The organism is Rouxiella sp. S1S-2 (assembly GCF_009208105.1).
In the GTDB taxonomy this organism is placed as follows: Bacteria; Pseudomonadota; Gammaproteobacteria; order Enterobacterales; family Enterobacteriaceae; genus Rouxiella.
Window position 1 is genome coordinate 1,923,852 of sequence record NZ_WFKL01000001.1, and the last position, 23,176, is coordinate 1,947,027.

Genomic DNA, 23,176 nt, shown 5'->3' on the forward strand with positions numbered 1-23,176 from the left:
ATAACACGCCCTAACCCGCATGGTTCAGGGCGTGAAAACTGATTTTTCTCTGATTATTTCCTTATTTTCTCTTCATTAGTGGCGTAAAAATACCTGCGGAACCGGACTCTCCGGGTGATTTACCACGCCCAGGTCAGCACCATACCAACGCTGTAACACCTCTGTTTGCAACACCTCCTTTGGCGTTCCCGCGGCCACCAACTCTCCCTGATGCAGCAGCAGGATCCGGTCAGCATAGAGCGCGGCCAGGTTCAAATCATGCAATACACAGCAAACGGCAAGCGGCGACTGGCGGGTTAAGCGATGCAGTAAACGCAAGCTGTGCTGCTGGTGATAAAGGTCCAGCGCCGAGGTAGGTTCGTCGAGAAATAGCCAGCGGGGGGAAGGGTTGGCACTCCACAGTTGAATAAGCACCCGCGCAAGCTGTACGCGCTGCTGCTCTCCGCCTGAAAGTTGCCGATAATCTCTGTCGGCCAGTGAAAGGCAGTCGGTCTGCTCAAGCACCTGTTGTAAAGCAACCTGCAGCTGAGCATTGTTGTGCGGTGAACGTCCGAGGCTCACAATTTGCCGCACGCTGTAGCCAAAAGCCAGCTCGCTGTTTTGGCGCATAACCGCGCGGGTGCGTGCCAACTCCAGCGGGTTCCAGCGTGTGAGCGGACGACTCATCAGCTTACAGTCGCCAGCCTCCGGCGTAAGATACCCGGTTAACAGTCGCAGCAGGGTGGACTTTCCTGCCCCATTGGGACCAATCAGTGCGACCAGTTCCCCGCTGGCCAACTGCAGCGAAATATCTTTAATAAGCCTGCGATTACCCGCCATATAAGACAGATGGCTGGCCTCAAGGAGGTTCTTAGCCTGAACTTCAGGATTATAGAAGGTTGCATCAGTCACGGCGTTGTCCTCCTGCCCGTAATATCAGCCACAGGAAGTAGGGTCCACCCAGCAATGCCGTGAGCAGGCCAACCGGCATTTCGGCTGGGGCGACCACCGTTCGGGCCAAAGTGTCGGCCAATAACAGCAGGCAAGCGCCACCCAGTGCAGAGCCCGGCAGCAGCCAGCGATGATCGGCACCGACTTGCATTCGCAGCAGGTGAGGAATGACCAAACCAATGAAGCCGATAATACCGCAAACGGCCACACAGGCCCCCACCAGAAGGGCGCTCAGCAGCAGCAAAATGCGCTGAGTCTGCCGCACATTCACCCCAAGATAGTGCGCATCTTCATCACCAAGCTGCAGCAAATTCAGTTTGCGGGCCAAAAATTGGGTGGCAAAACTGGCGGGAATTATGATTGTTGCCGCGACGGTTAGCGTAGACCACTGTGCCTGACCAAGCGTACCCATGCTCCACAGCGAAAACTGACGCAGCTGGCTGTCGTTGCTGACATAGGTGAGAACGCCCACGGCCGCGCCGCAAATAGCATTGATGGCGATACCGGCCAGCAGCAGCCTTGAAAGTCCGTGCTGGCCCATCCGGCTGAGCATGAAGACGATAAACGAGATAACCAGACTGCCGCAGAAGGCCGCCAGCATTTGGCTATACAGCGCCATCACCGGTAACAGTGGCAGAGGAAAAACAATCATCAGCGCCACAAAAAGCGCTGCGCCGCTGCTTATTCCCAGTAGCCCGGGGTCCGCCAGCGGATTGCGAAAAACACCCTGCATCACGGTGCCCGAGCAGGCAAGACCACACCCCACAACCATCGCCAGCAGCACGCGCGGCAGGCGAATAGTGACCCAGATTTGCCACAGTTCATTGTCAAACGGGCGATGCAGAAGCGTTGGAATCGAAAGGGCGAGGGCGCCGCTGTTGGCCGCCATCACCGCTAAAACAATCAGCAACACCCCCAGCCCGAGTAAAATCCATACCTGATTGGCAACCCGCTGCCGCAGTGGCGTGCTGATGCTACTCATTTTACTTGTTCCGCCGCCTGGCGAAGTTTTGCCAGTACGGCCGGTGTTTCAAGACCAAAGCCTAGCAGTGCCATATCATCCACTACCAGCACGCGTTTGTTTCTTCCTGCTGGGGTTAACGCCATACCGGGAAGTTGCCATACGTTGTCGATGCCGCCCAGTGTTTTAACCCCATCCGGGGTCAACAGCAGCAGGTCCGGTGCGGCTGCCACAATGCCTTCCTGAGAAAGTGGGCGGTAGCGGCTAAAACCCTGCATCGCATTCTGCGCTCCGGCTGAGGTGATAATCGCATCGGCGGCGGTATTTTGCCCCGCGGCCATCGCGCTCATTCCGCCGTGACTCATGATAAACAATACCTTAACGTGAAGCGGCGTGCCTTTAACGGCATTTAACTGACTGTGATAAGCAGCAATCAGTTTATCGCCCTCGGCCTGCCGATTTAACGCCGTCGCCACCACTTCAATTTTTTGCACTACGGTGTCGAGCGTTGGGTTGCCAGGCACGCGCACGACCTTGACATTACTTTGTGCAACCTGCTGCAGCGCTAGGGAAGGCTGAGCCAAATCAGAACTCAGCACCAGCGTCGGCCTGGTCGAAAGAATGCCTTCGGCGTTGAGTTGACGCATATACCCAACATCCGGCAGTTTGGTTGCCTTATCTGGATGTGTGCTCGTGCTGTCACGGGCAACCAGCTCGTCACCGGCGCCCAATGCATAAACGATTTCTGTCACATCGCCGCCGATGCTGACTATTCGTTCTGCGGCCTGCGCCGATGAAAGTGCTGCGAGACATATGCCCGCCAGCGCAAATTTTAAACCCGTTTTCATGCGGCTACACCCCGTGCGAGGAGGGCAGAAATCTGGTCGCGCCAGACGCTTTGTTCGGGATTGCCTTCCGTACGTTGGCCAAATAGCTGGGCAATTTGGCTGCCGTCGGCGGCAAAAAGCTCCAGGCTGGTGACAAAACCGTCTTTTGTCGGCTTGCGTGTGACCCAGCTTTCGGCAATCGCAGATTCAACTACGTGCAAGGTAAAACGCGCATTGAACACATTAATCCATTCGCCGTGCGGCACAACTTTTTCGATTTGACCGGTAAAAATCTGCACACAGCCTTTATTGCTGACAAAAATCATTACTTCATTCTGATGTTCGCAGGCACCGTGCAGAATTTGCGTCAGTGAACCGTTATCAACCTGATAGGCCAGGTCATCGCCGACTGCGCGGAATGCCTGCTGACGAGTAAGGTTGCGGCGGCGAAGCAGTTGGAAGAACTGATGAACGTCTGTCATTTCACGCCATTCTGCATCAAGACCCTGCATATCACCGGTTACCAGTGTGGTAACTTCTGCGGCTTTAAGGGTGAGTGGCAGAGCTGATGTAGTACTGTAGGTTTCAACCAGTTCGGCCCATTTTTGACTGTCAGTTTCGTCGGTGGCATACACTTTGTGTACGGCATGACCCTGCGCATCAAAAAATTGGAAACTGTGACGAGGCCCTTTCGGTGAGGCTTCAGTCAGCGCATAAATGGCCTGCCACTGACTTAGAAACAGACGTAAGTCCAGCGCGCGCGGGTTAAGAATCAGTCCGGCGTGACCCTTCAAATGTTGATTTTTATATTCGCCCTGCTGCTCATGAACCGCAAACTCATTGCGAGTAATTGATTTTGTGCCACCCACATTTTCGAGTGCCGCCAGCAGCGTACGTGCATCCACGTCCAGCCTTACAGCGTCAAAGGAGACACGTGCTTCAGTCAGCTCGGCTTCACTGACACCCAGAATACCGGCTAAGTCCCTGGCGTATTTCCCCGGGTTCTGTTCTTTAGCTTGCAGATAAGTTTCATAGCTGACTTGGGTCATGGGCATCTTCTCGTGAGTGGATAGTCGTACAGAGATCAATGTTAATAGGAATTGATATCAAATTGATAATCATTATCAAGTCAATGTAAGATCACATCAAGCGATATTTGATAACAAACTTAGCAGAGAACACTACCCGTCAAGGGGGAGGGTGCAGGGTTTATCTAGGCTTTGGCATAAGGTTTTTGTAGCGTTTAAACTTGATGTTTACTATATCGACAATGTTTGCTGAGTTGCGGGACACATTTGCTTATATTGTTGTCATATTACATGCTAAAAACTCTGCAATAGACAGTCTTGTACAGGGCTAAGTGCGTGAGTGATTACGTAGCTTTTTCGTGCTATTACCTTTATGAATGATGATTGTATTTCTGATGGATAAGTAACGATATATCAACGCGTACTTAAATGAGTAATTTTCAAACTCATTAGAAAAAAAGGTTCATGATAGACATGAACCTTTTTGCAATAACTCGGAACAGTAGGGGTGATTTTTATCCGCGTATTAGTTAAAACGCACCCCAAAATACGCTATTGCCATCAGGCCTCGAAGCGAGTGCGGGTGGCTTCTGCCAGCATATCGAGCAGCGTCTCGGTATCGCCCCAGTTCAGGCAAGGGTCGGTGATGGATTGACCATAAACCAGCGGTTCGCCGTTTACCATTTTCTGCGTGCCTTCAATCAGGAAACTTTCGGCCATAATCCCGGCAATGCCATTGCCGCCGTCGCGAATTTGGTCACAAATATCCTGCGCTACGTCAAGTTGTCGGCGGTGCTGTTTCTGACAGTTTCCGTGGCTGAAGTCCACCACCAGGCGCTGCGGGAGGTCAAATTCTGCCAGGTTAGCACAGGCCTCGGCGATGTCTTTGGCATGATAGTTTGGCGTTTTACCGCCGCGCATGATCACATGGCCATAAGGGTTACCGGAGGTGCGGTAGACTGTCATTTGTCCGCTCTTGTCCGGAGACAGGAACATATGGCTCACCCGGGCGGCGCGAATGGCATCGATAGCAATTTGCGTATTGCCGTCGGTACCATTTTTAAATCCGACCGGGCAGGAGAGCGCCGAGGCCATTTCACGGTGAATCTGGCTTTCAGTGGTGCGTGCGCCGATAGCGCCCCAGCTGATTAAATCGGCAAAATACTGGCCGATAACCATATCGAGAAACTCGGTTGCCGTCGGCATACCTATTTCATTGATGGCCAGCAACACTTTACGCGCCAGTTCAATACCGTGATTGACGCGATAGCTGCCGTTGAGATCCGGATCGGAAATGAGGCCTTTCCAACCTACAACGGTGCGCGGCTTTTCAAAATAGGTACGCATGACAATCTCGAGACTGTCCTGGTATTTTTCACGCAATACGTTGAGTTTGCCCGCGTAATCTATTGCGGCTTCAATATCGTGTATCGAGCATGGGCCGACAACAACCAGAAGACGTTTGTCTTCGCCGCTGATGATTTTCTCAATTCTTTCACGCGAGGCCGTAACGTTTGTTGCAACAGAAGGTGTAATCGGCAGTTTTTCAGCCAGTGCCATAGGCGTTATCAGACTGCCGACGCGCGTCGTACGCAGTTCATCCGTTTGTGACATGTGATTCTCTAAAATTTGTTTCTTCTCAACGGCAGGAGTGCCGGGAAGTGATGAATGTCACAATAACGCAAAATCAGCGCTTTTCAACTCCCGTTGGCACGGAATATTACCTACATCAGTAAATCTGGCACATATCGTTAGAATTCGACCTATTCACGATGGTAATCACGCCCGCAGACGCGAAAAATCGGTGTTAGAACATGCGGCGACTCATACCAAAACTGTCAAGAATTTTAGCCGAGATCTCTTCTACCGAATAATTGGTACTGTTGAGATATCGAATCTGATTTTTTCTAAACAGCGCCTCAACTTCCGAGACTTCCATTCTGCACTGTCTTAATGAGGCGTAACGGCTGTTTTCGACGCGCTCCTGACGAATAGCAGAAAGGCGTTCTGGATTGATGGTGAGACCAAACAGTTTGTGGTGATGAGGCTTCAGCGCGGCAGGAAGCTGGATATTATCCATGTCGTCGGCGGTAAACGGGTAATTTGCTGCACGTATCCCAAACTGCAGCGCCAGGTAAAGGCTGGTGGGCGTCTTACCGCAGCGGGAAACGCCCAGTAAAATAACCTGTGCCTGTTCAAGATTGCGCAGCGAGATGCCGTCATCATGAGCCAGGGTGTAATCAATGGCGGCAATACGCGCATCATATTTGCTGATATTGCTGGCAGTAAGGCCGTGAGTGCGGTTGGCAATCGGTGAGGGGTCAACGCCTAGCTCATTTTGCAGCGGAGCCACCAGCGCTTGAACGATGTCCTGACAAAACCCCTGACTGCTGGCAATAATGTCGCGTACCTGGGTTGAAATAATCGAATAAAATACCAGTGGTCTGATGCCGGTCTTTTCATAGATATCATTTATCTGCTGGCAAACCGCTTTTGCGCGGCCTTCGTTTTCAACAAACGGCAGCGAAAAGGTCGTGGCATTGACCGGAAACTGCGACAGTACCGCATGGCCAAGCACTTCGGCAGTGATGGCCGTACCGTCAGATATATAAAATACGCATCTATCCATGAGCCTCCCGACTCTCTATCTTCCACGCTGCAGGGGTTACCTCGCCTTTACGCAACATGAAATTTTTGAGTTATATTTAATTCAATAATTCTTCATTCCATTATTAACGCGTTTTTTCCTAATAAAAAGGGGTGTCGAACATTGTGATGATGTTTTCGAGACCTTGCGCATTTCTATTGAAAATAATGAAATGACATTTCAATTTTTTCGAGCATTATCGATAGATTTTATAAACTTCAGCAGCGCGTCAGCAGACAGTGTGATGTTTATTTTATAGGCAAATTCAGCGGCCTGGATGGCTGATTTACAACAAAATTTCGTGTTTTTGGCTTTTCTGATAAAAAAGCCGCAGAAGAATAGTCTTAAAGCAAAAAATATTGATTTGCTGTATCGATTCACCTGTCCTATAGATATGGATCATTATGCTAGTCTAAAATTGTTGAGTATTACTCAACCAACATTTTATGAATTCGTCTTTTGACGCGCACCCTCTAATTTTAGCCCTAAAAATAGAAAGGATTGTTTCATGGCCAATCTCGATGCTGATTTGCGCAATGTCATCTGGTACAACCAGTTGGGTATGCACGACGTAGATAAAGTAGGGGGCAAAAATGCGTCCCTGGGGGAAATGATCACTAATTTGACTGATTTAGGTGTTTCGGTGCCTAACGGCTTCGCAACCTCCTCTCAGGCCTTTATAGACTTCCTCGATCAAAGCGGCGTGAACAAGCGTATCTATGACTTGCTCGATCAAACCGACGTTGATGATATTGCTCAACTGGCCAAGGCAGGTTCCCAGATACGACAATGGATTGTGGAAACGCCATTCCTGCCGGAGATGGAAAAAGATCTTCGTGAAGCCTATCAGCAACTTTCTGAGGGTGAACCGGACGCGTCGTTTGCTGTACGCTCATCCGCTACCGCCGAAGATATGCCGGATGCCTCCTTTGCCGGCCAGCAGGAAACTTTCCTTAACGTTCAGGGCTTTGACGCAGTGTTGATCGCCGTGAAACACGTTTATGCCTCTCTGTTTAACGACCGTGCCATCTCATATCGCGTGCATCAGGGCTATACCCACCGCGGCGTAGCGCTCTCCGCAGGCGTTCAGCGCATGGTGCGTTCCGACCTCGCGGCTGCCGGTGTGATGTTCACCATCGATACCGAATCAGGTTTTGATCAGGTGGTCTTTATTACTTCGGCCTACGGTTTAGGCGAAATGGTGGTACAGGGCGCAGTAAACCCTGATGAATTCTATGTGCATAAACCGACGCTTGAGAAAAATAAGCCGTCGATTGTGCGCCGTACTATGGGCTCGAAGAAAATTCGCATGGTTTACGCCGACAGCCAGGAACACGGCAAACAGGTGCAAATCGAAGACGTGCCTGAAGAACTGAGCCAACGCTTCTCATTGACCGATCAGGAAATACAAGACCTGGCGCGTCAGGCGCTGCTGATTGAAAAACATTACGGTCGCCCGATGGATATCGAATGGGCAAAAGACGGTCATAACGGCAAGCTTTACATCGTTCAGGCGCGTCCTGAAACTGTCCGCTCCAACGGTCAAGTGATGGAGCGCTACCAGCTGAATGGCAAAAGCAAGGTGCTGGTGGAAGGCCGTGCGATTGGCCACCGTATCGGTGCCGGCCCGGTGAAAATTATTCATAACATCAGTGAGATGCACCACGTTAAGGCGGGCGATATATTGGTGACCGACATGACCGACCCTGATTGGGAGCCAATCATGAAAAAGGCGTCGGCTATCGTCACCAACCGCGGTGGGCGCACCTGTCACGCGGCAATTATTGCCCGTGAGCTGGGTATTCCGGCGGTAGTAGGGTGCGGCGATGCGACGGAACGCCTGACTGAAGGCCAAAAAGTAACCGTCTCTTGCTCGGAAGGCGATACCGGTTACGTGTATCAGGACGAGCTGGACTTTGTTGTGCAGAGTTCAGAAGTCAACGAGCTACCTGAATTACCGCTTAAAATCATGATGAATATCGGTAACCCTGACCGTGCCTTTGACTTTGCCTGCTTGCCAAATGAAGGAGTAGGACTGGCGCGCCTTGAGTTTATTATTAACCGCATGATCGGCGTGCATCCTAAAGCCCTGCTTGAGTTTGATAAACAGGAACCGGCCATTCAGGAAGAGATTAAAAAGCTGATTCAAGGTTACGATTCTCCTGTTGAGTACTACGTTGCCCGCCTTACTGAAGGAATTGCGACTCTTGGGGCGGCATTCTGGCCAAAAAGAGTCATTGTGCGTCTGTCAGACTTCAAGTCTAACGAATACGCCAACCTAGTCGGTGGCGAGAAATACGAGCCTCACGAAGAGAACCCAATGCTTGGTTTCCGTGGCGCGGGTCGCTACGTTTCCGAGAACTTCCGTGACTGTTTTGCGCTGGAATGTGATGCAATGAAGCGCGTACGTAACGACATGGGGCTGACTAACGTTGAAGTGATGATTCCGTTTGTTCGCACCGTAGCGCAGGCTGAAGCGGTAGTCGCTGAACTGGCCAATCAGGGGCTTAAGCGCGGTGAAAATGGACTGAAAGTGATCATGATGTGCGAAATTCCCTCTAATGCACTGTTGGCAGACCAGTTCCTTGAACACTTTGACGGCTTCTCGATTGGTTCTAACGACATGACTCAGTTGGCTCTCGGTCTCGACCGAGATTCAGGCGTGGTGTCTGAACTGTTTGACGAGCGGAATGAGGCGGTAAAAATGCTGCTATCGATGGCCATTAAAGCGGCCAAAAAACAGGGCAAATACGTGGGCATCTGTGGTCAGGGACCTTCTGACCATCAGGACTTTGCACAGTGGTTGATGGATGAGGGCATAGACAGCCTTTCTCTAAACCCTGACACCGTGGTGCAAACCTGGTTAGCCTTGGCTGAAAAATAAAATTTATTCAGACCTACAGTCATTGAGTTAATGAAAACCGCGAACGTTTAATGTGTTCGCGGTTTTTTTATACCGCTGTAAATATAATTTCAAATCCTACACTGACGGCGGGGTAAGCTATTGCAGAAGAAATGAGTATAAATATGCGTGACGATTAAATTTTATTTTAATCATTCAAACTAAATTTATAGAAGCGGGATATAAGGCTTTTTGAGTCAAAATAGAGTAAAAAAAAGGCCCGTCATAAATGACAGGCAAAGACTACACACAGCAATTCTTTGGCATGCATACTTGGGGAAAGCCTGCATATAAATCATGGGGTTGAAAATTCAACTGTTATTAATACTAAGATCCAAAGCCATGTTAGTCTCTAAGAATTTTCTTAATAGAAATTTATAGTTTTCAGTGAGTAAGAATTTCAAATTAATCGACAGGCGGGGATAAGAATTAATTGAAGGGTATTTGTAGGGGTAAATTAACCTACCCGGAAGTATTTTGAAATACCCCCAGGCAGTATATTATACGCGTTTATTCTCCGAGAAGTTTGTTTACTTCTTCGATATCTTTTTCGGGCTGAGGGGCTTCATTTATCCAAAGTGAAATCAAACGATAAGAAACGGCTAACACCACCGGCCCGATAAACAGACCAATCATCCCGAAAGCAACCAGCCCGCCAATAACGCCAGACAGAATAAGCAGTATCGGTAAATCAGCACCCATATGAATCAGCATTGGACGCAGCACGCTGTCGAGTGAGCCAACGACGCAACTCCAAACCAGCAGCACCGTGCCCCAGGTATTATCGCCGGTCCAGTACAGCCAGATAATTGCCGGAATTAACACCAGCAGTGGCCCAATTTGCGCTACACAGCATACGAACATCACGACCGTAAGCAGCGTTGCGTATTGAACGCCGACAATGGCCAGGCCAATGCCGCCGAGAACTGATTGCACAATGGCAGTCACCACCACGCCCAGCGCTACGGCGCGTATTGCCTGACCGGCAAGAATGACGGCCGCATCACCCCGGTCACCCGCCAGGCGAATGGCGAAATGGCGAATGCCCATTCCTACGTGTTCTCCACGACTGTAAAGCAGGGCGCTGAACAGCAGCATCAGCGAACAGTGCAGGATAAATCGGCCAATGTTGGCGGCCTGTGACACAAACCAGCCTGCCGTCTGCCCCACGTAGGGTTGTACTTTTGCCAGCAGTGCGCTTCCGCCGCTGTTAATGAGGGTGTGCCAGCCGCTGTAGGTTTTGCTACCAATTAAAGGAATAGACTGGAGCCAGGCAAAATCAGGTAAATGCAGTCGTGAAGGATTGCTGGCGAGTTTGGCCAGCGGCGCACCGTTTTCCACTGCGCTGGAAATAAGCAGTGCGATAGGCAAAACGAACAGAAGGATAAGCAGCACCGTCATGACGATTACCGCCAAAAATCGGCGTCCCCACAGCAGGGACTGAATTTTTATCATCACCGGCCAGGTTGCAATAACGATCATTCCCGCCCAGGCAAATCCCAAGATAAAAGGTTTGACCACCCAAATACTGGCGATCGTCATTAAGGCTATAAACAGCACGCCAAACATGATTTGCGGTAAATCATAACGCTTGTTCGGGAGATTCATTAATCATTCTCGTATCAGAAAGCAAAGGCAGGCGGCCAGAAATTGGCCTTAATCGGTCCTCTTAAGGATGGCGCATTATGCGGGGTTTTAGAAGCGCTGGAAAACGAAGTATGGTAGTTTTTAAGTTGCTTTAGACAGGGTGGATGCGTTTTACGGATCCAGCGGCCGCCTACAGGCCTGCAAACAACAACAAAGACAGAGTCGTAATCAATGATCCCACAAATTTCTCAGGCACCCGGCGTCATTCAACTGGTGCTCGACTTTTTGGAAGCGTTAAAGAAAGACGGTTTTACGGGTGACATGGCAACCAGCTACGCCGATCGTCTGACTATGGCGACCGACAACAGCGTTTATCAGCTTTTACCTGATGCGGTGTTGTTTCCGCGCGCCACCTCCGACGTGGCTCTGCTGGGCAGGCTGGCGGGTCAGGAGCGTTTCAAATCGCTGGTGTTTTCCCCGCGCGGTGGCGGCACTGGCACCAACGGTCAGTCACTGAACCGCGGTATTGTGGTTGATATGTCCAGACATATGAACCGCATCCTCGATATTGATACCCAAGCGGGTTGGGTAAAGGTTGAAGCTGGCGTTATTAAAGACCAGTTAAATGACTTCCTGCGTCCGTTAGGCTATTTCTTCTCTCCGGAGCTTTCTACCAGTAACCGCGCCACGTTGGGCGGCATGATTAACACTGATGCGTCGGGTCAGGGTTCTCTGGTTTACGGAAAGACGTCCGACCATGTGCTTGGTGTGCGCGCAATCGTTCTCGGCGGTGAGCTGCTCGATACCCACGCGATGCCTACGCCGCTGGCCGAGCAGCTTGGTGAAGAGAATTCTACTGTTGGCCGAATTTATCGCACCGTGCTGGAAAGCTGTCGCGATAATCGTCAACGGGTTATCGACAAATTCCCCAAACTTAACCGCTTCCTCACCGGTTATGACCTGCGCCACGTGTTCAGCGATGATTTACAGACCTTTAATCTGACGCGCATTTTGACCGGTTCTGAAGGAACGCTGGCCTTTATTACTGAAGCACGTTTGAATTTAACGCCGATCCCGAAAGTCAGACGCCTGGTGAACATCAAGTATGACTCCTTCAATTCGGCGCTGCGCAATGCGCCCTTGATGGTTGATGCTAAAGCGCTGTCGGTTGAAACCGTTGATTCAAAAGTACTTAATCTCGCGCGTGAAGACATTGTGTGGCATACAGTCAGTGAATACATCACCGATGTGCCGGGCAAAGATATGCAGGGTCTGAACATCGTCGAGTTTGCCGGTGATGACTCGAGTCTGATTGAGCAGCAGGTTGAATCTCTTTGCGAGCGCCTCGATGGGCTGATTCGCGATGAAGAGGGCGGGGTGATTGGCTATCAGATTTGTGCCGACCTTGCTGGAATTGAGCGTATTTATAATATGCGCAAAAAATCCGTTGGCCTGTTGGGTAACGCCAAGGGTGCCGCCAAGCCGCTGCCGTTTGCCGAAGATACCTGCGTACCGCCTGAGCATCTTGCCGATTATATCGTTGAGTTTCGTGCGTTGCTCGACAGTCATAATCTGAGTTATGGCATGTTTGGCCACGTAGATGCGGGTGTTTTACACGTGCGTCCGGCGCTCGACATGTGCGACCCGCAGCAGGAGATGCTGCTTAAAAAGATTTCTGATGAAGTGGTCGCACTGACAGCCAAATACGGTGGATTACTGTGGGGAGAGCACGGCAAAGGTTTTCGTGCTGAATACAGTCCGGCCTTCTTTGGCGATGAGCTGTTTCACGAGCTGCGCCGTATTAAAACCGCCTTTGATCCAGCTAACCGGCTAAACCCAGGGAAAATTTGTTCCCCGCTTGACTGCGATGAGCCGATGATGAAGGTTGATGCGGCCAAGCGCGGTACGCTGGATCGCCGTATTCCCGTCGAGGTGCGCACGGCATTTCGCGGCGCGATGGAGTGCAACGGCAACGGGCTGTGCTTTAACTATGATGTGAAGAGTCCGATGTGCCCGTCGTTTAAAATCACCGCGAGTCGTATTCACTCGCCAAAGGGTCGCGCCGGTATGGTGCGCGAATGGCTGAGGCTGTTGTCGGAGCAGGGCGTTGAACCGCTGGTGCTCGAACAGGCACTGCCGCAGCAGTCGATGAGCTTTAGAACGCTAATTGAGAAAACGCGCAACAGTTGGTATGCCAGCAAGGGTGAGTATGACTTCTCGCATGAAGTGAAAGACGCCATGTCCGGCTGTCTGGCCTGCAAAGCCTGTTCAACCCAGTGTCCGATTAAAATCGATGTACCCGGTTTTCGCTCGCGCTTCCTGCAGCTCTATCACACCCGCTATCTGCGTCCGGTCAGCGATTACGTGGTGGCCGGCGTAGAAAGCTATGCGCCACTCATGTCCCGCGCGCCCAAAGTGTTTAACTTTTTCTTTAAGCAGCCGTGGGTTCGTGAACTCAGCCGCAAAAGTGTCGGCATGGTCGACCTTCCTCTGCTCTCAACGCCTACTTTACGTGAACAGCTTTCCGCAAACGCTAGCGCCACCATGACGCTGGAGCAGCTCGAAAGCATTCCGCCTGCCGAGCGCGCGCAGTATGTATTAATCGTGCAGGATCCGTTTACCAGCTATTACGATGCGCAGGTTGTCGCCGATTTTGTCCGTCTGGTTGAGAAACTCAACCTTAAGCCGGTGGTACTGCCGTTCTCGCCAAACGGCAAGGCGCAGCATGTTAAAGGTTTTTTGCAGCGCTTTGCTAAAACCGCTAAAAAAACTTCACTGTTTCTTAATCGCGTGTCGCAGCTGGGCATGCCGATGGTGGGCGTCGACCCCGCGTTGGTGCTGTGTTACCGCGATGAGTATAAAGAGATCCTCGGTCAGTCGCGCGGCTCCTTCCAGGTACAGCTGGTGCATGAGTGGTTAAGCACTTTGCTGGCCGACAGGCCTGAAATGCAGCAGAGTGGCGAGTCGTGGTATCTGTTTGGTCACTGTACTGAAAGCACCGCGCTGCCGACCAGCGGCAAGCAGTGGGGCGATATCTTTGCCCGCTTCGGTGCCAAACTTGAAAACGTTAGCGTCGGCTGCTGCGGCATGGCGGGAACTTACGGCCACGAAACCAAAAATATCGAGAACTCACTCGGTATTTATGAGCTTTCATGGCATCAATCACTGCAGCGCCTTCCACGCCAACGCTGTCTGGCAACCGGCTATTCTTGCCGCAGTCAGGTAAAACGTATTGAAGGTAATGGACTTCGTCATCCGCTACAGGCGTTGGTTGAACTGATTTAACAATCAAGGAGAGAGTAAAGTGGCACTTTGGAAACGCGAAACCACGCTCGAAGAGCTTAACAAAACCAGTCAGGGATGCATGGTTGGGCACGTTGGCATCGAGTTTACTTTGCTGGCCGAAGACCGCCTTGAGGCGACAATGCCGGTTGATTCGCGCACTACGCAGCCTTTCAAACTGCTGCACGGCGGTGCGTCGGTGGTGTTGGCGGAATCCTTGGGCTCAATGGCCGGCTATTTATGTACTCAAGGCGACCAGCAAATCGTGGGAATTGAGGTGAATGCCAATCATCTGCGTGCCGCACACAGCGGTTATGTGAGGGGGGTGTGTCAGCCTTTACACGTTGGCCGTCGTAATCAGGTTTGGGAAATAAAGATATTTGATGAAGGTGATCATTTGTGCTGTATTTCCCGGTTGACCACCGCCGTTATCGATCTCTGACAAGGTTTTAGTGCTAAAATAATAACTGAGGGTGAAGGTAATAGCGGCCTTCACCCTTATTGTTTATAAGGGTAATAAGCGTTGTTTTATATTAGTGGCGTTATTAACCACACAAATAATAAGATTATTCCGCGCTTTGGTAGACTATTTGCTATTAAAGTTGGAAAGGTACACGCTTAACAAAATCAGTTTGAAACGCTGTCGCTTTTTCCCAGATGCCCATCATGGCATAATACTGGCAAATGAGCTTTAGAGTGTGGCGGGCGAAGTGGTAGCTCTGTACGTGAAAAAGTTCGCTACGTTGCGGGTTATTAATTTCCAATATCAATTGGTTATGAAGTTTACACAGCGCATGAAGATAACTAGGGTCATCGCCGTTTTGCAGGCAGAGATTGGCCATATCGAGACAAAGACTGTTATAGCTTTTCAGTTGACTTATATCGGCATCGTCGCGCTTTAATGCTGCATCGGCTAAATAAAAGTCGACGGTTGCATCGCGTACATTAAATTTATATTCGTCGATTTTAGCCTGAAGCCACGCATTTACCGATTGAGCCATGAGCACATTCCGATTTGAATGATAACTATTATCATATTTAAAATCATCATATTGGCAAAAATGCTGCGAATCAACGTTTTCTAACACCTTTTTTGACCCCGTTCAATGTAGGGGCATAAGGCAAAAAGAGCCTTATTTGCCGATAGGATGGGGGAAATACATAAATAGGTATTTCCGATGAATGTTTTGTCGTAGTAAAACAGAGGCAGCGGAAAGTGCGTTCGAAGGCGAGTTTTATCAATTTTTAACAAAAAATTGACAACTTATTCAATTAGTTGATGAGGTGCCTTGATGAAGCCCTGAAATGGCGGCACCTCTCTTACGGACCTGTGCAGGGCCATTTAGCGTCCGTAATCGCTATAACCTCTTAAAACAAGAGGTTGAAGTGACATGTGTAATCACTAAAATAGAGACCATAGGGTTGTCTATTAATAACCTGATATCTATGAGGTAGACAGATGCAAACCGAAAATGTCGCCACGTTCTCATTGGATGACAACGTATGGCAAGGCGTGACGCTGACTGATTCTGCGGCCAAGCAGGTCAACACATTGGTCACTCAAGACCCTGAAGTCAAAGGGCTACAGCTTTCAGTCAAACAGTCAGGCTGCGCGGGTTTTGCCTACGTGCTTGATTTGACTAAGCAACCGGCCAGCGATGATCTGGTGTTCGAGCGCAATGGTGCTCACCTGTATATTCCGTTGAAAGCCATGCCTTTCATCGATGGAACAGAAGTTGATTATGTCCACGAAGGGCTGAATCAAATCTTCAAGTTCAACAATCCAAAAGCTCAGCATGCCTGCGGGTGTGGGGAAAGCTTTGGCCTGTAATTTTCATGTAATCAAAGCGATGTAACTAATATGTCAAGAAGCAACGTAGAAGTTCCAGACAACGTGCAGTCTTGGGCTGGCGAAAAAAATAACTACAAAGAAGGTTTTTTCACCGCGCTTGAAACCGATGAACTCGCATCCGGCATCAACGAAGATGTCGTCCGCGCCATTTCCGCTAAGCGTGATGAGCCGGAGTGGATGCTAGAGTTCCGTCTGAAGGCTTTCCGTGCTTGGCTCAAAATGGAAGAACCGCACTGGCTCAAAGGTAAATATACACCTTTGGATTACCAGGATTACAGCTACTATTCTGCGCCTTCATGCGGCAGCTGTGACGATGCCTGCGGCTCTCAGCCAGGTGCCACGCAGCAGTCTACGGCAGACTCGCTGGCAATGCCTGCGCTTGATAAAAACTACCTGACCAGCGAAGTAGAAAAAGCATTCGATCAGTTAGGTATCCCGGTACGCGAAGGCAAAGAAGTGGCCGTTGATGCCATCTTTGACTCCGTGTCGGTCTCTACCACTTACCGCGATAAACTGGCCGAATCAGGCGTTATTTTCTGCTCGTTCGGTGAAGCCATTCACGACTACCCAGAGCTGGTGCAACAGTATTTGGGCACCGTAGTTCCGCCGGAAGACAACTTCTTTGCTGCCCTGAACGCCGCGGTCGCTTCCGATGGCACCTTTGTATATATTCCTAAAGGCGTGCGTTGCCCGATGGAGCTGTCCACGTATTTCCGTATCAATGCGGCGAAAACCGGCCAGTTCGAACGTACTATCCTGATTGCCGATGAAGGCAGCTACGTTAGCTACATCGAAGGCTGTTCTGCCCCCGTGCGTGATACCTATCAGCTGCACGCGGCGGTGGTTGAAGTCATCATTCTTAAAGATGCCGAAGTGAAGTATTCCACCGTACAGAACTGGTTCTCTGGCAGCGAAGAGAGCAGCGGCGGCATTCTGAATTTTGTTACCAAGCGCGCAATTTGCGAAGGCTCAGGCTCTAAAATGTCCTGGACCCAGTCAGAAACTGGCTCAGCCATTACCTGGAAATACCCGAGCGTTATCCTTAAAGGTGATAATTCGGTAGGTGAGTTCTTCTCGGTCGCGCTGACCAGCGGCAAGCAGCAGGCCGATACTGGAACCAAAATGATCCACATTGGTAAAAACACCAAGTCGACCATTATCGCGAAAGGTATCTCAGCAGGACGCAGTCAAAACAGCTATCGCGGTCTGGTTAAAATCCTGCCTTCTGCCGAGAACGCACGTAACTTTACCCAGTGTGACTCAATGCTGATTGGTGCCGACTGTGGCGCGCACACGTTCCCGTACATTGAAGTGCGCAACAACAGTGCGCAGCTTGAGCATGAAGCCACAACCTCAAAAATTGGTGAAGATCAGCTGTTCTACTGCCTGCAGCGCGGGATCAGTGAAGATGATGCTATCTCAATGATTGTTAATGGTTTCTGTAAAGACGTATTCTCCGAGCTGCCGTTAGAATTCGCCGTTGAAGCTCAAAAGCTTCTGGCAATCAGCCTAGAACACAGTGTTGGCTAATGCTGCACTTGAAGAAAAACAGAATAAGCAGAAACACGAGCGCACAGACGCAAAATCAAGGATACACATGTTAAGCATTAAGAATTTAAAAGTCCGCGTAGAAGAAAAGGAAATTCTTAAGGGGTTAGATCTCGAGATCAAGCCAGGCGAAGTGCACGCTATTATGGGCCCAAACGGTTCAGGTAAAAGTACGCTTTCCGCCACCCTTGCGGGCCGTGAAGATTATGAAGTTACTGAGGGTACTGTTGAGTTTAACGGTAAAGACCTTCTGGAATTAGACCCTGAAGATCGCGCCGGTGAAGGCGTTTTCATGGCATTTCAATACCCGGTTGAAATCCCTGGCGTCAGCAACAACTTCTTCCTGCAAACTGCAGTCAATGCGGTACGTAAATATCGCGAACAGCCGCCAATGGATCGCTTCGATTTTGCCGACTTTATGGACGAAAAAATCGAACTGCTGAAAATGCCTGCGGACCTGCTGACGCGCTCTGTCAACGTTGGCTTCTCCGGCGGTGAGAAAAAGCGTAACGACATTCTGCAAATGGCCGCGCTTGAGCCAAGTCTGTGCATTCTTGATGAAACCGACTCAGGTCTGGACATCGATGCCTTGAAAACCGTTGCTAACGGCGTTAACGCGCTGCGTGATGGTAAGCGTGCCTTTATTATTGTGACTCACTACCAGCGTATCCTCGACTATATCAAACCTGATTTCGTGCACGTACTGTCACAGGGTCGCATCGTAAAATCGGGTGATTTTAGCTTGGTTAAACAGTTGGAGGAGCAAGGTTATGGCTGGCTTACCGACGAAGAGTAATGCACCTGCAGCCGGTAGCTCGCATGCCATGCAGCAGTTTTACCGTCTGTTTGAAAGCGTAGGTGGCGAACAGTCTTCCCATGCCCACAATCACTGGCAGCAGGTTCTGCGCCTTGGTTTCCCGCATGCCAAAATGGAAGACTGGAAATATACACCGGTCGCCCCTTTGTTGGGCAATCAGTTCTTTTTACCTGAAGAACAGACATTGTCCGCCGAGAAGTTTGAAGCACTGGTGTTACCTATTGATGCGTACCGTCTGGTGTTTGTTGATGGGCGTTTCAGCCAGGCGCTGAGTGACTCTGCCACCGGCGAGTTTGAGATTGAAAAGCTGACACCCGCTATTCAACAAACGCTGCCCGAAGCCGTTGAGTCAGAAGTTTTCCTGCACCTGACGGAGAGTCTGGCACAGCACGGCCTTAAAATCCGTTTGCCCAAGGGCAAGCACGCTGAGAAGCCGCTGTATTTGTTGCACATCAGCAGCGGTCGCGACAAATCACGTGAAGTGAACACGGTACATCACCGCTATCACGTTGAGATTGAGAGCGGGGCCAATGCTGAAATTATTGAGCATTACGTCAGCCTGAACGACCTTGGTCATTTCACCGGCGCCCGTTTGACGGCAAACGTTGGCGATAACGCGACGCTAAGCCATTACAAACTGTCTTTCGAAAGTCAGGCAAGCTTCCACTTTGCCCATAACGATTTGGTTATTGGCCGTGATGCGAATGTTTCAAGCAACAGCTTCCTGTTGGGTGCTGGCCTGACGCGTCATCACACCAGTGCGCGTCACGACGGTGAAGGCAGCAATCTGAACATGAACAGCCTGCTGTTGCCGATGGATTCTGAACTTGCCGATACTCGTACTTATCTTGAGCATAACAAAGGCTATTGCAACAGCCACCAGTTGCATAAGGTCATTGTTAACGATAAGGCCAAGGCAGTATTCAACGGTATGATTTACGTTGCTAAAGACGCAATCAAAACCGATGGCAAGATGACCAATAATAACTTGCTGCTGAGTGATAAGGCAGAAGTTGATACCAAACCGCAGCTCGTTATCTGGGCTGACGACGTCAAGTGCGGACACGGTGCCACCGTGGGGCGTATGGACGAGGAGCAACTTTTCTATCTTCGTGCTCGCGGTATTAATGCGTTTGATGCGCGTAACATGATTATCTTTGCTTTTGCAGCCGAGCTGACTGAAGCCATCGAAAATGAAACATTGCGCAAAGTCGTTATTGCACGGATTGCAGGTCGACTTAATCGAGGTAAGTAATGAGTTTTCCACTGGAAAGAGTGCGTAGTGACTTCCCTTTACTGAGCCGCGACGTTAATGGTAAGCCTTTGGCTTACCTTGACAGCGCTGCCAGTGCGCAGAAACCGCGTCAGGTTATCGACCGCGAGAGTGCATTCTATCAGCATGACTACGCCGCCGTGCACCGTGGGATCCACACCCTCAGCGTTGAAGCTACCGAGCAGATGGAAAACGTTCGTAAGCAGGCCGCCGCATTTATTAATGCGGCATCTGCCGAAGAAATTGTGTTTGTGAAGGGCACGACCGAGGCTATCAACTTGGTCGCTAATACCTTTGGCCGCACCAAGTTGTCCGCTGGCGATCGCATTATCATCACCGAAATGGAGCACCATGCGAACATCGTTCCGTGGCAGATGATTGCTAAAGAGCGCGGTTTGCATATCGATGTCTGGCATCTCACGCCGCAGGGCGAGCTGGATATGGAACAGTTTGCTTCATTGCTCACGCCGCAAACCAAGCTTCTGGCGCTGACCCACGTGTCAAACGTGTTGGGCACCCGCAACCCGATTGAAACCATTATTCCCCAGGCAAAAGCTGCTGGCCTGTATGTGCTGGTGGACGGTGCGCAAGCGGTAATGCATCACAAGGTTGACGTTCAGGCGCTTGACTGCGATTTCTACGTGTTCTCTGGCCACAAACTTTATGGTCCAACCGGTATTGGTATCCTTTACGGTAAAGCGGCACTGCTTGACGAAATGCCACCTTGGGAAGGCGGTGGTTCGATGATCAAACACGTTAGTCTCACCGAAGGCACTACCTACGTTAAAGCGCCTTGGCGTTTTGAAGCGGGTTCACCCAATACCGGTGGGATGATCGGCCTCGGCGCAGCGTTTGACTATGTCAACGAGCTTGGCCTTGATGCAATTCATGAATATGAAAATGCCCTGATGAGCTACGCGCTTGAGGCGATGGCGCAGATCCCTGATATTCATATTTATGGGCCTGCGATTCGTTCTGGCGTGATTGCTTTTAACTTGGGCAATCATCACGCGTATGACGTGGGCAGCTTCCTTGACCAATACGGTATTGCCATTCGCACCGGTCACCATTGTGCGATGCCGCTCATGTCGTTCTTCGGCGTCCCGGCAATGTGCCGCGCTTCTCTTGCGATGTATAATACCCGTGAAGAAGTAGACCGTTTGGTTGCAGGACTTAAACGTATTAGCCTGCTGCTGGGTTAACAATAAGCAACAAGCAGGATGGTTTTTTATGGCAAATTTGCCAGATAAGCAAAAGTTGGTTAAGAATTTTTCCCGGTGCCCGAACTGGGAAGAAAAATACTTGTACGTTATCGAACTTGGCGCGCTGTTGGCACCGCTGAGTGATGAAAATCGTCAAGCGCAGAATCTCATCTCTGGTTGTCAAAGCCAGGTGTGGATTGTGATGCAGACCGATGACAACGGCCAGATTACGTTTTTGGGCGACAGCGATGCCGCTATTGTCAAAGGTCTGCTGGCGATTGTTTTCAGCCTGTATCACGGATTAACGGCGGAAGAAGTGGTGGCGCTAGACGTTCGCCCCTTCTTTGGTGAGCTCGAACTGAGTCAGCATCTTACCCCGTCCCGATCTCAGGGGCTGGAAGCGATGATCCGTGCTATCCGTGCAAAAGCGACGGTGATGGCCTAAGGTTTTTCCCGTTCAAAATTGCGTTGCTTGTAGCCCGACTTGTTAGGAATGTTCTGCTAATGAGTTGGGCTAATTAATGGTCCTCAGATTTTTTTTCCTGATTTATTTCTGATTTTTCAGCATCTTAATCTCTTAGTTTTTCCTAAATTACGCCCGACCAGGAGATCGTAACATCTTGATTTCAGAAGCGTAAATTGTCTTTCAGCTCGGTACTGCTAGTATTAACTCACATAATGAACGACTCTTCAGCACTGTACTGAATCAGTCGAACACTCCACTGAGTAGGAATTAGCATGAAACTTTCTTTGCCTCTAATGGGAATGCTTTTCGCCACCGTGTTTACCGCCGGGATCAATGCTTCCTTGGCTGCCGACTATCCGCTTCCAGCCGAAAATAGCCGACTCATTGGCGAAAACACCACCTACGTCGTGCCCAACGACGGCAAGCCGCTTGAGGCCATCGCTGCCAAGTTTCAAATAGGGCTTATTGCCATGCTTGAGGCTAACCCTGGTGTTGACCCTTTGCTACCAAAACCGGGCACGGTATTGACTATTCCCAGCCAGATGCTGTTGCCTGACACCAAACGTGAAGGGATAGTGATAAATCTGGCTGAGTTGCGCCTCTATTACTATCCAAAAGGCGAGAGCAAAGTGGTGGTTTACCCGATTGGCATCGGCCAGTTGGGTCGAAATACGCCTGAAATGGTCACGTCCGTCAGCCAGAAAATTCCCAACCCGACCTGGACGCCTACCCCCAACATTCGCAAAGTTTATTTGAAAGAGCAGGGGATCACTCTGCCGGGCGTGGTTCCGGCGGGACCTGAGAATCCAATGGGGCTATTTGCCATGCGTTTAGCTGCGGGTCAGGGCCATTATCTGATACACGGTACCAATGCCAATTTTGGTATCGGGATGCGCGTCAGTTCAGGCTGCATACGCCTGCGACCCGATGATATTGAAGCGCTGTTCAACAGCGTGCCTAAAGGCACTCGCGTTCAGGTAATTAATCAACCTATCAAGTTCGACATAGAACCCGATGGGAAACGCTACGTTGAGGTTCATCAGCCGCTATCACGCACTGAAAAAGACGATCCACAAACTATGCCAATTGCCATCAGTTCCAGTCTCAAGAAATTTAAATCCAGTGACGAAACCAACAAAGACGTACTGACAAGCGCCATTGAGCGCCGCTCAGGCATGCCAGTATTGGTGAATACCGGTACTGAAGAAACGAACACGCCACCGGCAGCAGCCATGTAATCGCAGCGGTCTTAGTCAGTAATGCGGTTTAAACGCCACCAGAACGCTTTGGTGGCGTTTTTATTTAAATACTTTTAACGAGTAGGCTTGCGATAGTGCGTCTGTCTGGGTGTGATTAAGGCGGGCTAGTGCGGGCAGAGAGTGTGGTGGGGATATTTAGGTAAAAAAATGGCGCACAATGTGCGCCATTTCACTATGAGAAGTAAATATTACTTCTTGTAAGCGTGAGCTTGGTTGTCAAGACGTTGGTTAGCACGTGCTGCGTCGTCTTTAGCTGCTTGGGTGTCAGCTTTAACTGCTGCAACGTCGTTGCTCAACTGATCAACTTTAGAGTTCAGAGTTGAAACGTCAGAAGACAGTTGGTCGATTTTAGCATTGCTTGAACAACCAGCCAGCAGAGTAGAAGCCAGGATTACTGCGCCCAGTACCAGTTTAGTGCGATTCATTATAAAACCCTCTAGATTAAGTTAATCTCCATGTAGCGTTACAAGTATTACACAAACCTTTTTCTAATGAGAATAAATTTTTATCGCCAAATGCTTTATTTTGCTCGTTCGCTCAAAGAAGCATCTTTTTTTACATAAAACTTGAAAAACGTTATCTAAAACAGGCTGAT

19 protein-coding genes are annotated in these 23,176 nt (G+C 50.0%); 10 read left to right on the forward strand and 9 right to left on the reverse strand.

Features of this window, described 5'->3' with window-relative positions; genetic code table 11:
- Window positions 1–75: 75 nt before the first annotated feature.
- The 6 genes from GA565_RS09040 to GA565_RS09065 form a co-directional block, all read right to left on the reverse strand.
- Window positions 76–891 (reverse strand): heme ABC transporter ATP-binding protein, encoded by an 816-nt coding sequence (locus GA565_RS09040; protein ID WP_226950933.1) that lies wholly within the window; start codon window positions 889–891, stop codon window positions 76–78.
- Complete coding sequence (locus tag GA565_RS09045; protein ID WP_152198187.1) at window positions 884–1,912, reverse strand: iron ABC transporter permease; 1,029 nt, start codon at window positions 1,910–1,912, stop codon at window positions 884–886. The genes GA565_RS09040 and GA565_RS09045 overlap by 8 nt, the downstream gene beginning before the upstream one ends.
- The gene (locus GA565_RS09050) at window positions 1,909–2,739 is read right to left on the reverse strand and encodes a hemin ABC transporter substrate-binding protein (protein ID WP_152198188.1); all 831 of its coding nucleotides are present in this window, start codon (window positions 2,737–2,739) and stop codon (window positions 1,909–1,911) included. Before GA565_RS09050 ends, GA565_RS09045 begins: the two co-directional genes overlap by 4 nt.
- On the reverse strand, window positions 2,736–3,767 hold the full coding sequence (locus GA565_RS09055) for a hemin-degrading factor (protein ID WP_152198189.1): 1,032 nt from the start codon (window positions 3,765–3,767) through the stop codon (window positions 2,736–2,738). The genes GA565_RS09050 and GA565_RS09055 overlap by 4 nt, the downstream gene beginning before the upstream one ends.
- 540 nt (window positions 3,768–4,307) lie before the next feature.
- Window positions 4,308–5,360: a 3-deoxy-7-phosphoheptulonate synthase gene (locus tag GA565_RS09060; protein WP_152198190.1), complete on the reverse strand. Its 1,053-nt coding sequence runs from the start codon at window positions 5,358–5,360 to the stop codon at window positions 4,308–4,310.
- Window positions 5,361–5,553: 193 nt separating this feature from the next.
- Window positions 5,554–6,375: a pyruvate, water dikinase regulatory protein gene (locus GA565_RS09065; protein ID WP_152198191.1), complete on the reverse strand. Its 822-nt coding sequence runs from the start codon at window positions 6,373–6,375 to the stop codon at window positions 5,554–5,556.
- Window positions 6,376–6,901: 526 nt separating this feature from the next.
- Between GA565_RS09065 and ppsA the strand changes: the two genes are divergently transcribed.
- Entirely contained in the window at window positions 6,902–9,277 is a 2,376-nt protein-coding gene (ppsA, locus tag GA565_RS09070) for a phosphoenolpyruvate synthase (RefSeq protein ID WP_152198192.1), read from the forward strand.
- A 528-nt stretch (window positions 9,278–9,805) separates the two neighbouring features.
- On the opposite strand, the gene ydiK is transcribed toward ppsA, so the two are convergent.
- Window positions 9,806–10,903 (reverse strand): AI-2E family transporter YdiK, encoded by a 1,098-nt coding sequence (gene ydiK / locus GA565_RS09075; protein ID WP_152198193.1) that lies wholly within the window; start codon window positions 10,901–10,903, stop codon window positions 9,806–9,808.
- 210 nt (window positions 10,904–11,113) lie between these two features.
- Here ydiK and GA565_RS09080 point away from each other — a divergent pair, with 210 nt between their 5' ends.
- On the forward strand, window positions 11,114–14,167 hold the full coding sequence (locus tag GA565_RS09080) for an FAD-binding and (Fe-S)-binding domain-containing protein (protein WP_152198194.1): 3,054 nt from the start codon (window positions 11,114–11,116) through the stop codon (window positions 14,165–14,167).
- 19 nt (window positions 14,168–14,186) lie between these two features.
- Complete coding sequence (locus tag GA565_RS09085; RefSeq protein WP_152198195.1) at window positions 14,187–14,606, forward strand: hotdog fold thioesterase; 420 nt, start codon at window positions 14,187–14,189, stop codon at window positions 14,604–14,606.
- A gap of 154 nt (window positions 14,607–14,760) precedes the next feature.
- Here the strand turns inward: GA565_RS09085 and GA565_RS09090 are convergent, their stop codons facing one another.
- Window positions 14,761–15,165: a hypothetical protein gene (locus GA565_RS09090; protein WP_152201391.1), complete on the reverse strand. Its 405-nt coding sequence runs from the start codon at window positions 15,163–15,165 to the stop codon at window positions 14,761–14,763.
- Between the two features lie 458 nt (window positions 15,166–15,623).
- On the opposite strand from GA565_RS09090, the gene sufA reads away from it, so the two are divergent.
- The 7 genes from sufA to GA565_RS09125 all read left to right on the forward strand — a co-directional run bounded on the left by sufA (window position 15,624) and on the right by GA565_RS09125 (window position 22,560).
- On the forward strand, window positions 15,624–15,995 hold the full coding sequence (gene sufA / locus GA565_RS09095) for a Fe-S cluster assembly scaffold SufA (protein WP_152198196.1): 372 nt from the start codon (window positions 15,624–15,626) through the stop codon (window positions 15,993–15,995).
- 30 nt (window positions 15,996–16,025) lie between these two features.
- Window positions 16,026–17,546, forward strand: coding sequence for a Fe-S cluster assembly protein SufB (gene sufB / locus GA565_RS09100; RefSeq protein ID WP_152198197.1), 1,521 nt, complete (start codon window positions 16,026–16,028; stop codon window positions 17,544–17,546).
- A 67-nt stretch (window positions 17,547–17,613) separates the two neighbouring features.
- Window positions 17,614–18,360, forward strand: a complete 747-nt coding sequence (sufC, locus tag GA565_RS09105) for a Fe-S cluster assembly ATPase SufC (RefSeq protein WP_055770217.1) — start codon at window positions 17,614–17,616, stop codon at window positions 18,358–18,360.
- Window positions 18,335–19,636, forward strand: a complete 1,302-nt coding sequence (gene sufD, locus GA565_RS09110) for a Fe-S cluster assembly protein SufD (protein ID WP_152198198.1) — start codon at window positions 18,335–18,337, stop codon at window positions 19,634–19,636. The genes sufC and sufD overlap by 26 nt, the downstream gene beginning before the upstream one ends.
- Window positions 19,636–20,856 carry a cysteine desulfurase SufS gene (gene sufS, locus GA565_RS09115; protein WP_152198199.1) on the forward strand — a complete coding sequence of 407 codons (1,221 nt, stop codon included), beginning with the start codon at window positions 19,636–19,638 and terminating at the stop codon, window positions 20,854–20,856. The genes sufD and sufS overlap by 1 nt, the downstream gene beginning before the upstream one ends.
- Window positions 20,857–20,884: 28 nt before the next feature.
- Window positions 20,885–21,301, forward strand: a complete 417-nt coding sequence (sufE, locus tag GA565_RS09120) for a cysteine desulfuration protein SufE (RefSeq protein WP_055770226.1) — start codon at window positions 20,885–20,887, stop codon at window positions 21,299–21,301.
- 293 nt (window positions 21,302–21,594) lie between these two features.
- On the forward strand, window positions 21,595–22,560 hold the full coding sequence (locus GA565_RS09125; RefSeq protein WP_152198200.1) for a L,D-transpeptidase family protein: 966 nt from the start codon (window positions 21,595–21,597) through the stop codon (window positions 22,558–22,560).
- A 209-nt stretch (window positions 22,561–22,769) separates the two neighbouring features.
- Here the strand turns inward: GA565_RS09125 and GA565_RS09130 are convergent, their stop codons facing one another.
- The gene (locus tag GA565_RS09130) at window positions 22,770–23,006 is read right to left on the reverse strand and encodes a major outer membrane lipoprotein (protein WP_055770230.1); all 237 of its coding nucleotides are present in this window, start codon (window positions 23,004–23,006) and stop codon (window positions 22,770–22,772) included.
- Between the last annotated feature and the right edge of the window lie 170 nt (window positions 23,007–23,176).

Excerpts from the sequence above, each read along its gene's own strand:
- GA565_RS09045 (WP_152198187.1), bottom strand. The coding sequence starts at position 1,912 with ATGAGTAGCATCAGCACGCCACTGCGGCAGCGGGTTGCCAATCAGGTA.
- GA565_RS09050 (WP_152198188.1), bottom strand. The coding sequence starts at position 2,739 with ATGAAAACGGGTTTAAAATTTGCGCTGGCGGGCATATGTCTCGCAGCA.
- GA565_RS09055 (WP_152198189.1), bottom strand. The coding sequence starts at position 3,767 with ATGACCCAAGTCAGCTATGAAACTTATCTGCAAGCTAAAGAACAGAAC.
- GA565_RS09060 (WP_152198190.1), bottom strand. The coding sequence starts at position 5,360 with ATGTCACAAACGGATGAACTGCGTACGACGCGCGTCGGCAGTCTGATA.
- GA565_RS09065 (WP_152198191.1), bottom strand. The coding sequence starts at position 6,375 with ATGGATAGATGCGTATTTTATATATCTGACGGTACGGCCATCACTGCC.
- ppsA (WP_152198192.1), top strand. The coding sequence starts at position 6,902 with ATGGCCAATCTCGATGCTGATTTGCGCAATGTCATCTGGTACAACCAG.
- ydiK (WP_152198193.1), bottom strand. The coding sequence starts at position 10,903 with ATGAATCTCCCGAACAAGCGTTATGATTTACCGCAAATCATGTTTGGC.
- GA565_RS09080 (WP_152198194.1), top strand. The coding sequence starts at position 11,114 with ATGATCCCACAAATTTCTCAGGCACCCGGCGTCATTCAACTGGTGCTC.
- GA565_RS09090 (WP_152201391.1), bottom strand. The coding sequence starts at position 15,165 with ATGGCTCAATCGGTAAATGCGTGGCTTCAGGCTAAAATCGACGAATAT.
- sufA (WP_152198196.1), top strand. The coding sequence starts at position 15,624 with ATGCAAACCGAAAATGTCGCCACGTTCTCATTGGATGACAACGTATGG.
- sufB (WP_152198197.1), top strand. The coding sequence starts at position 16,026 with ATGTCAAGAAGCAACGTAGAAGTTCCAGACAACGTGCAGTCTTGGGCT.
- sufC (WP_055770217.1), top strand. The coding sequence starts at position 17,614 with ATGTTAAGCATTAAGAATTTAAAAGTCCGCGTAGAAGAAAAGGAAATT.
- sufD (WP_152198198.1), top strand. The coding sequence starts at position 18,335 with ATGGCTGGCTTACCGACGAAGAGTAATGCACCTGCAGCCGGTAGCTCG.
- sufS (WP_152198199.1), top strand. The coding sequence starts at position 19,636 with ATGAGTTTTCCACTGGAAAGAGTGCGTAGTGACTTCCCTTTACTGAGC.
- sufE (WP_055770226.1), top strand. The coding sequence starts at position 20,885 with ATGGCAAATTTGCCAGATAAGCAAAAGTTGGTTAAGAATTTTTCCCGG.
- GA565_RS09125 (WP_152198200.1), top strand. The coding sequence starts at position 21,595 with ATGAAACTTTCTTTGCCTCTAATGGGAATGCTTTTCGCCACCGTGTTT.
- GA565_RS09130 (WP_055770230.1), bottom strand. The coding sequence starts at position 23,006 with ATGAATCGCACTAAACTGGTACTGGGCGCAGTAATCCTGGCTTCTACT.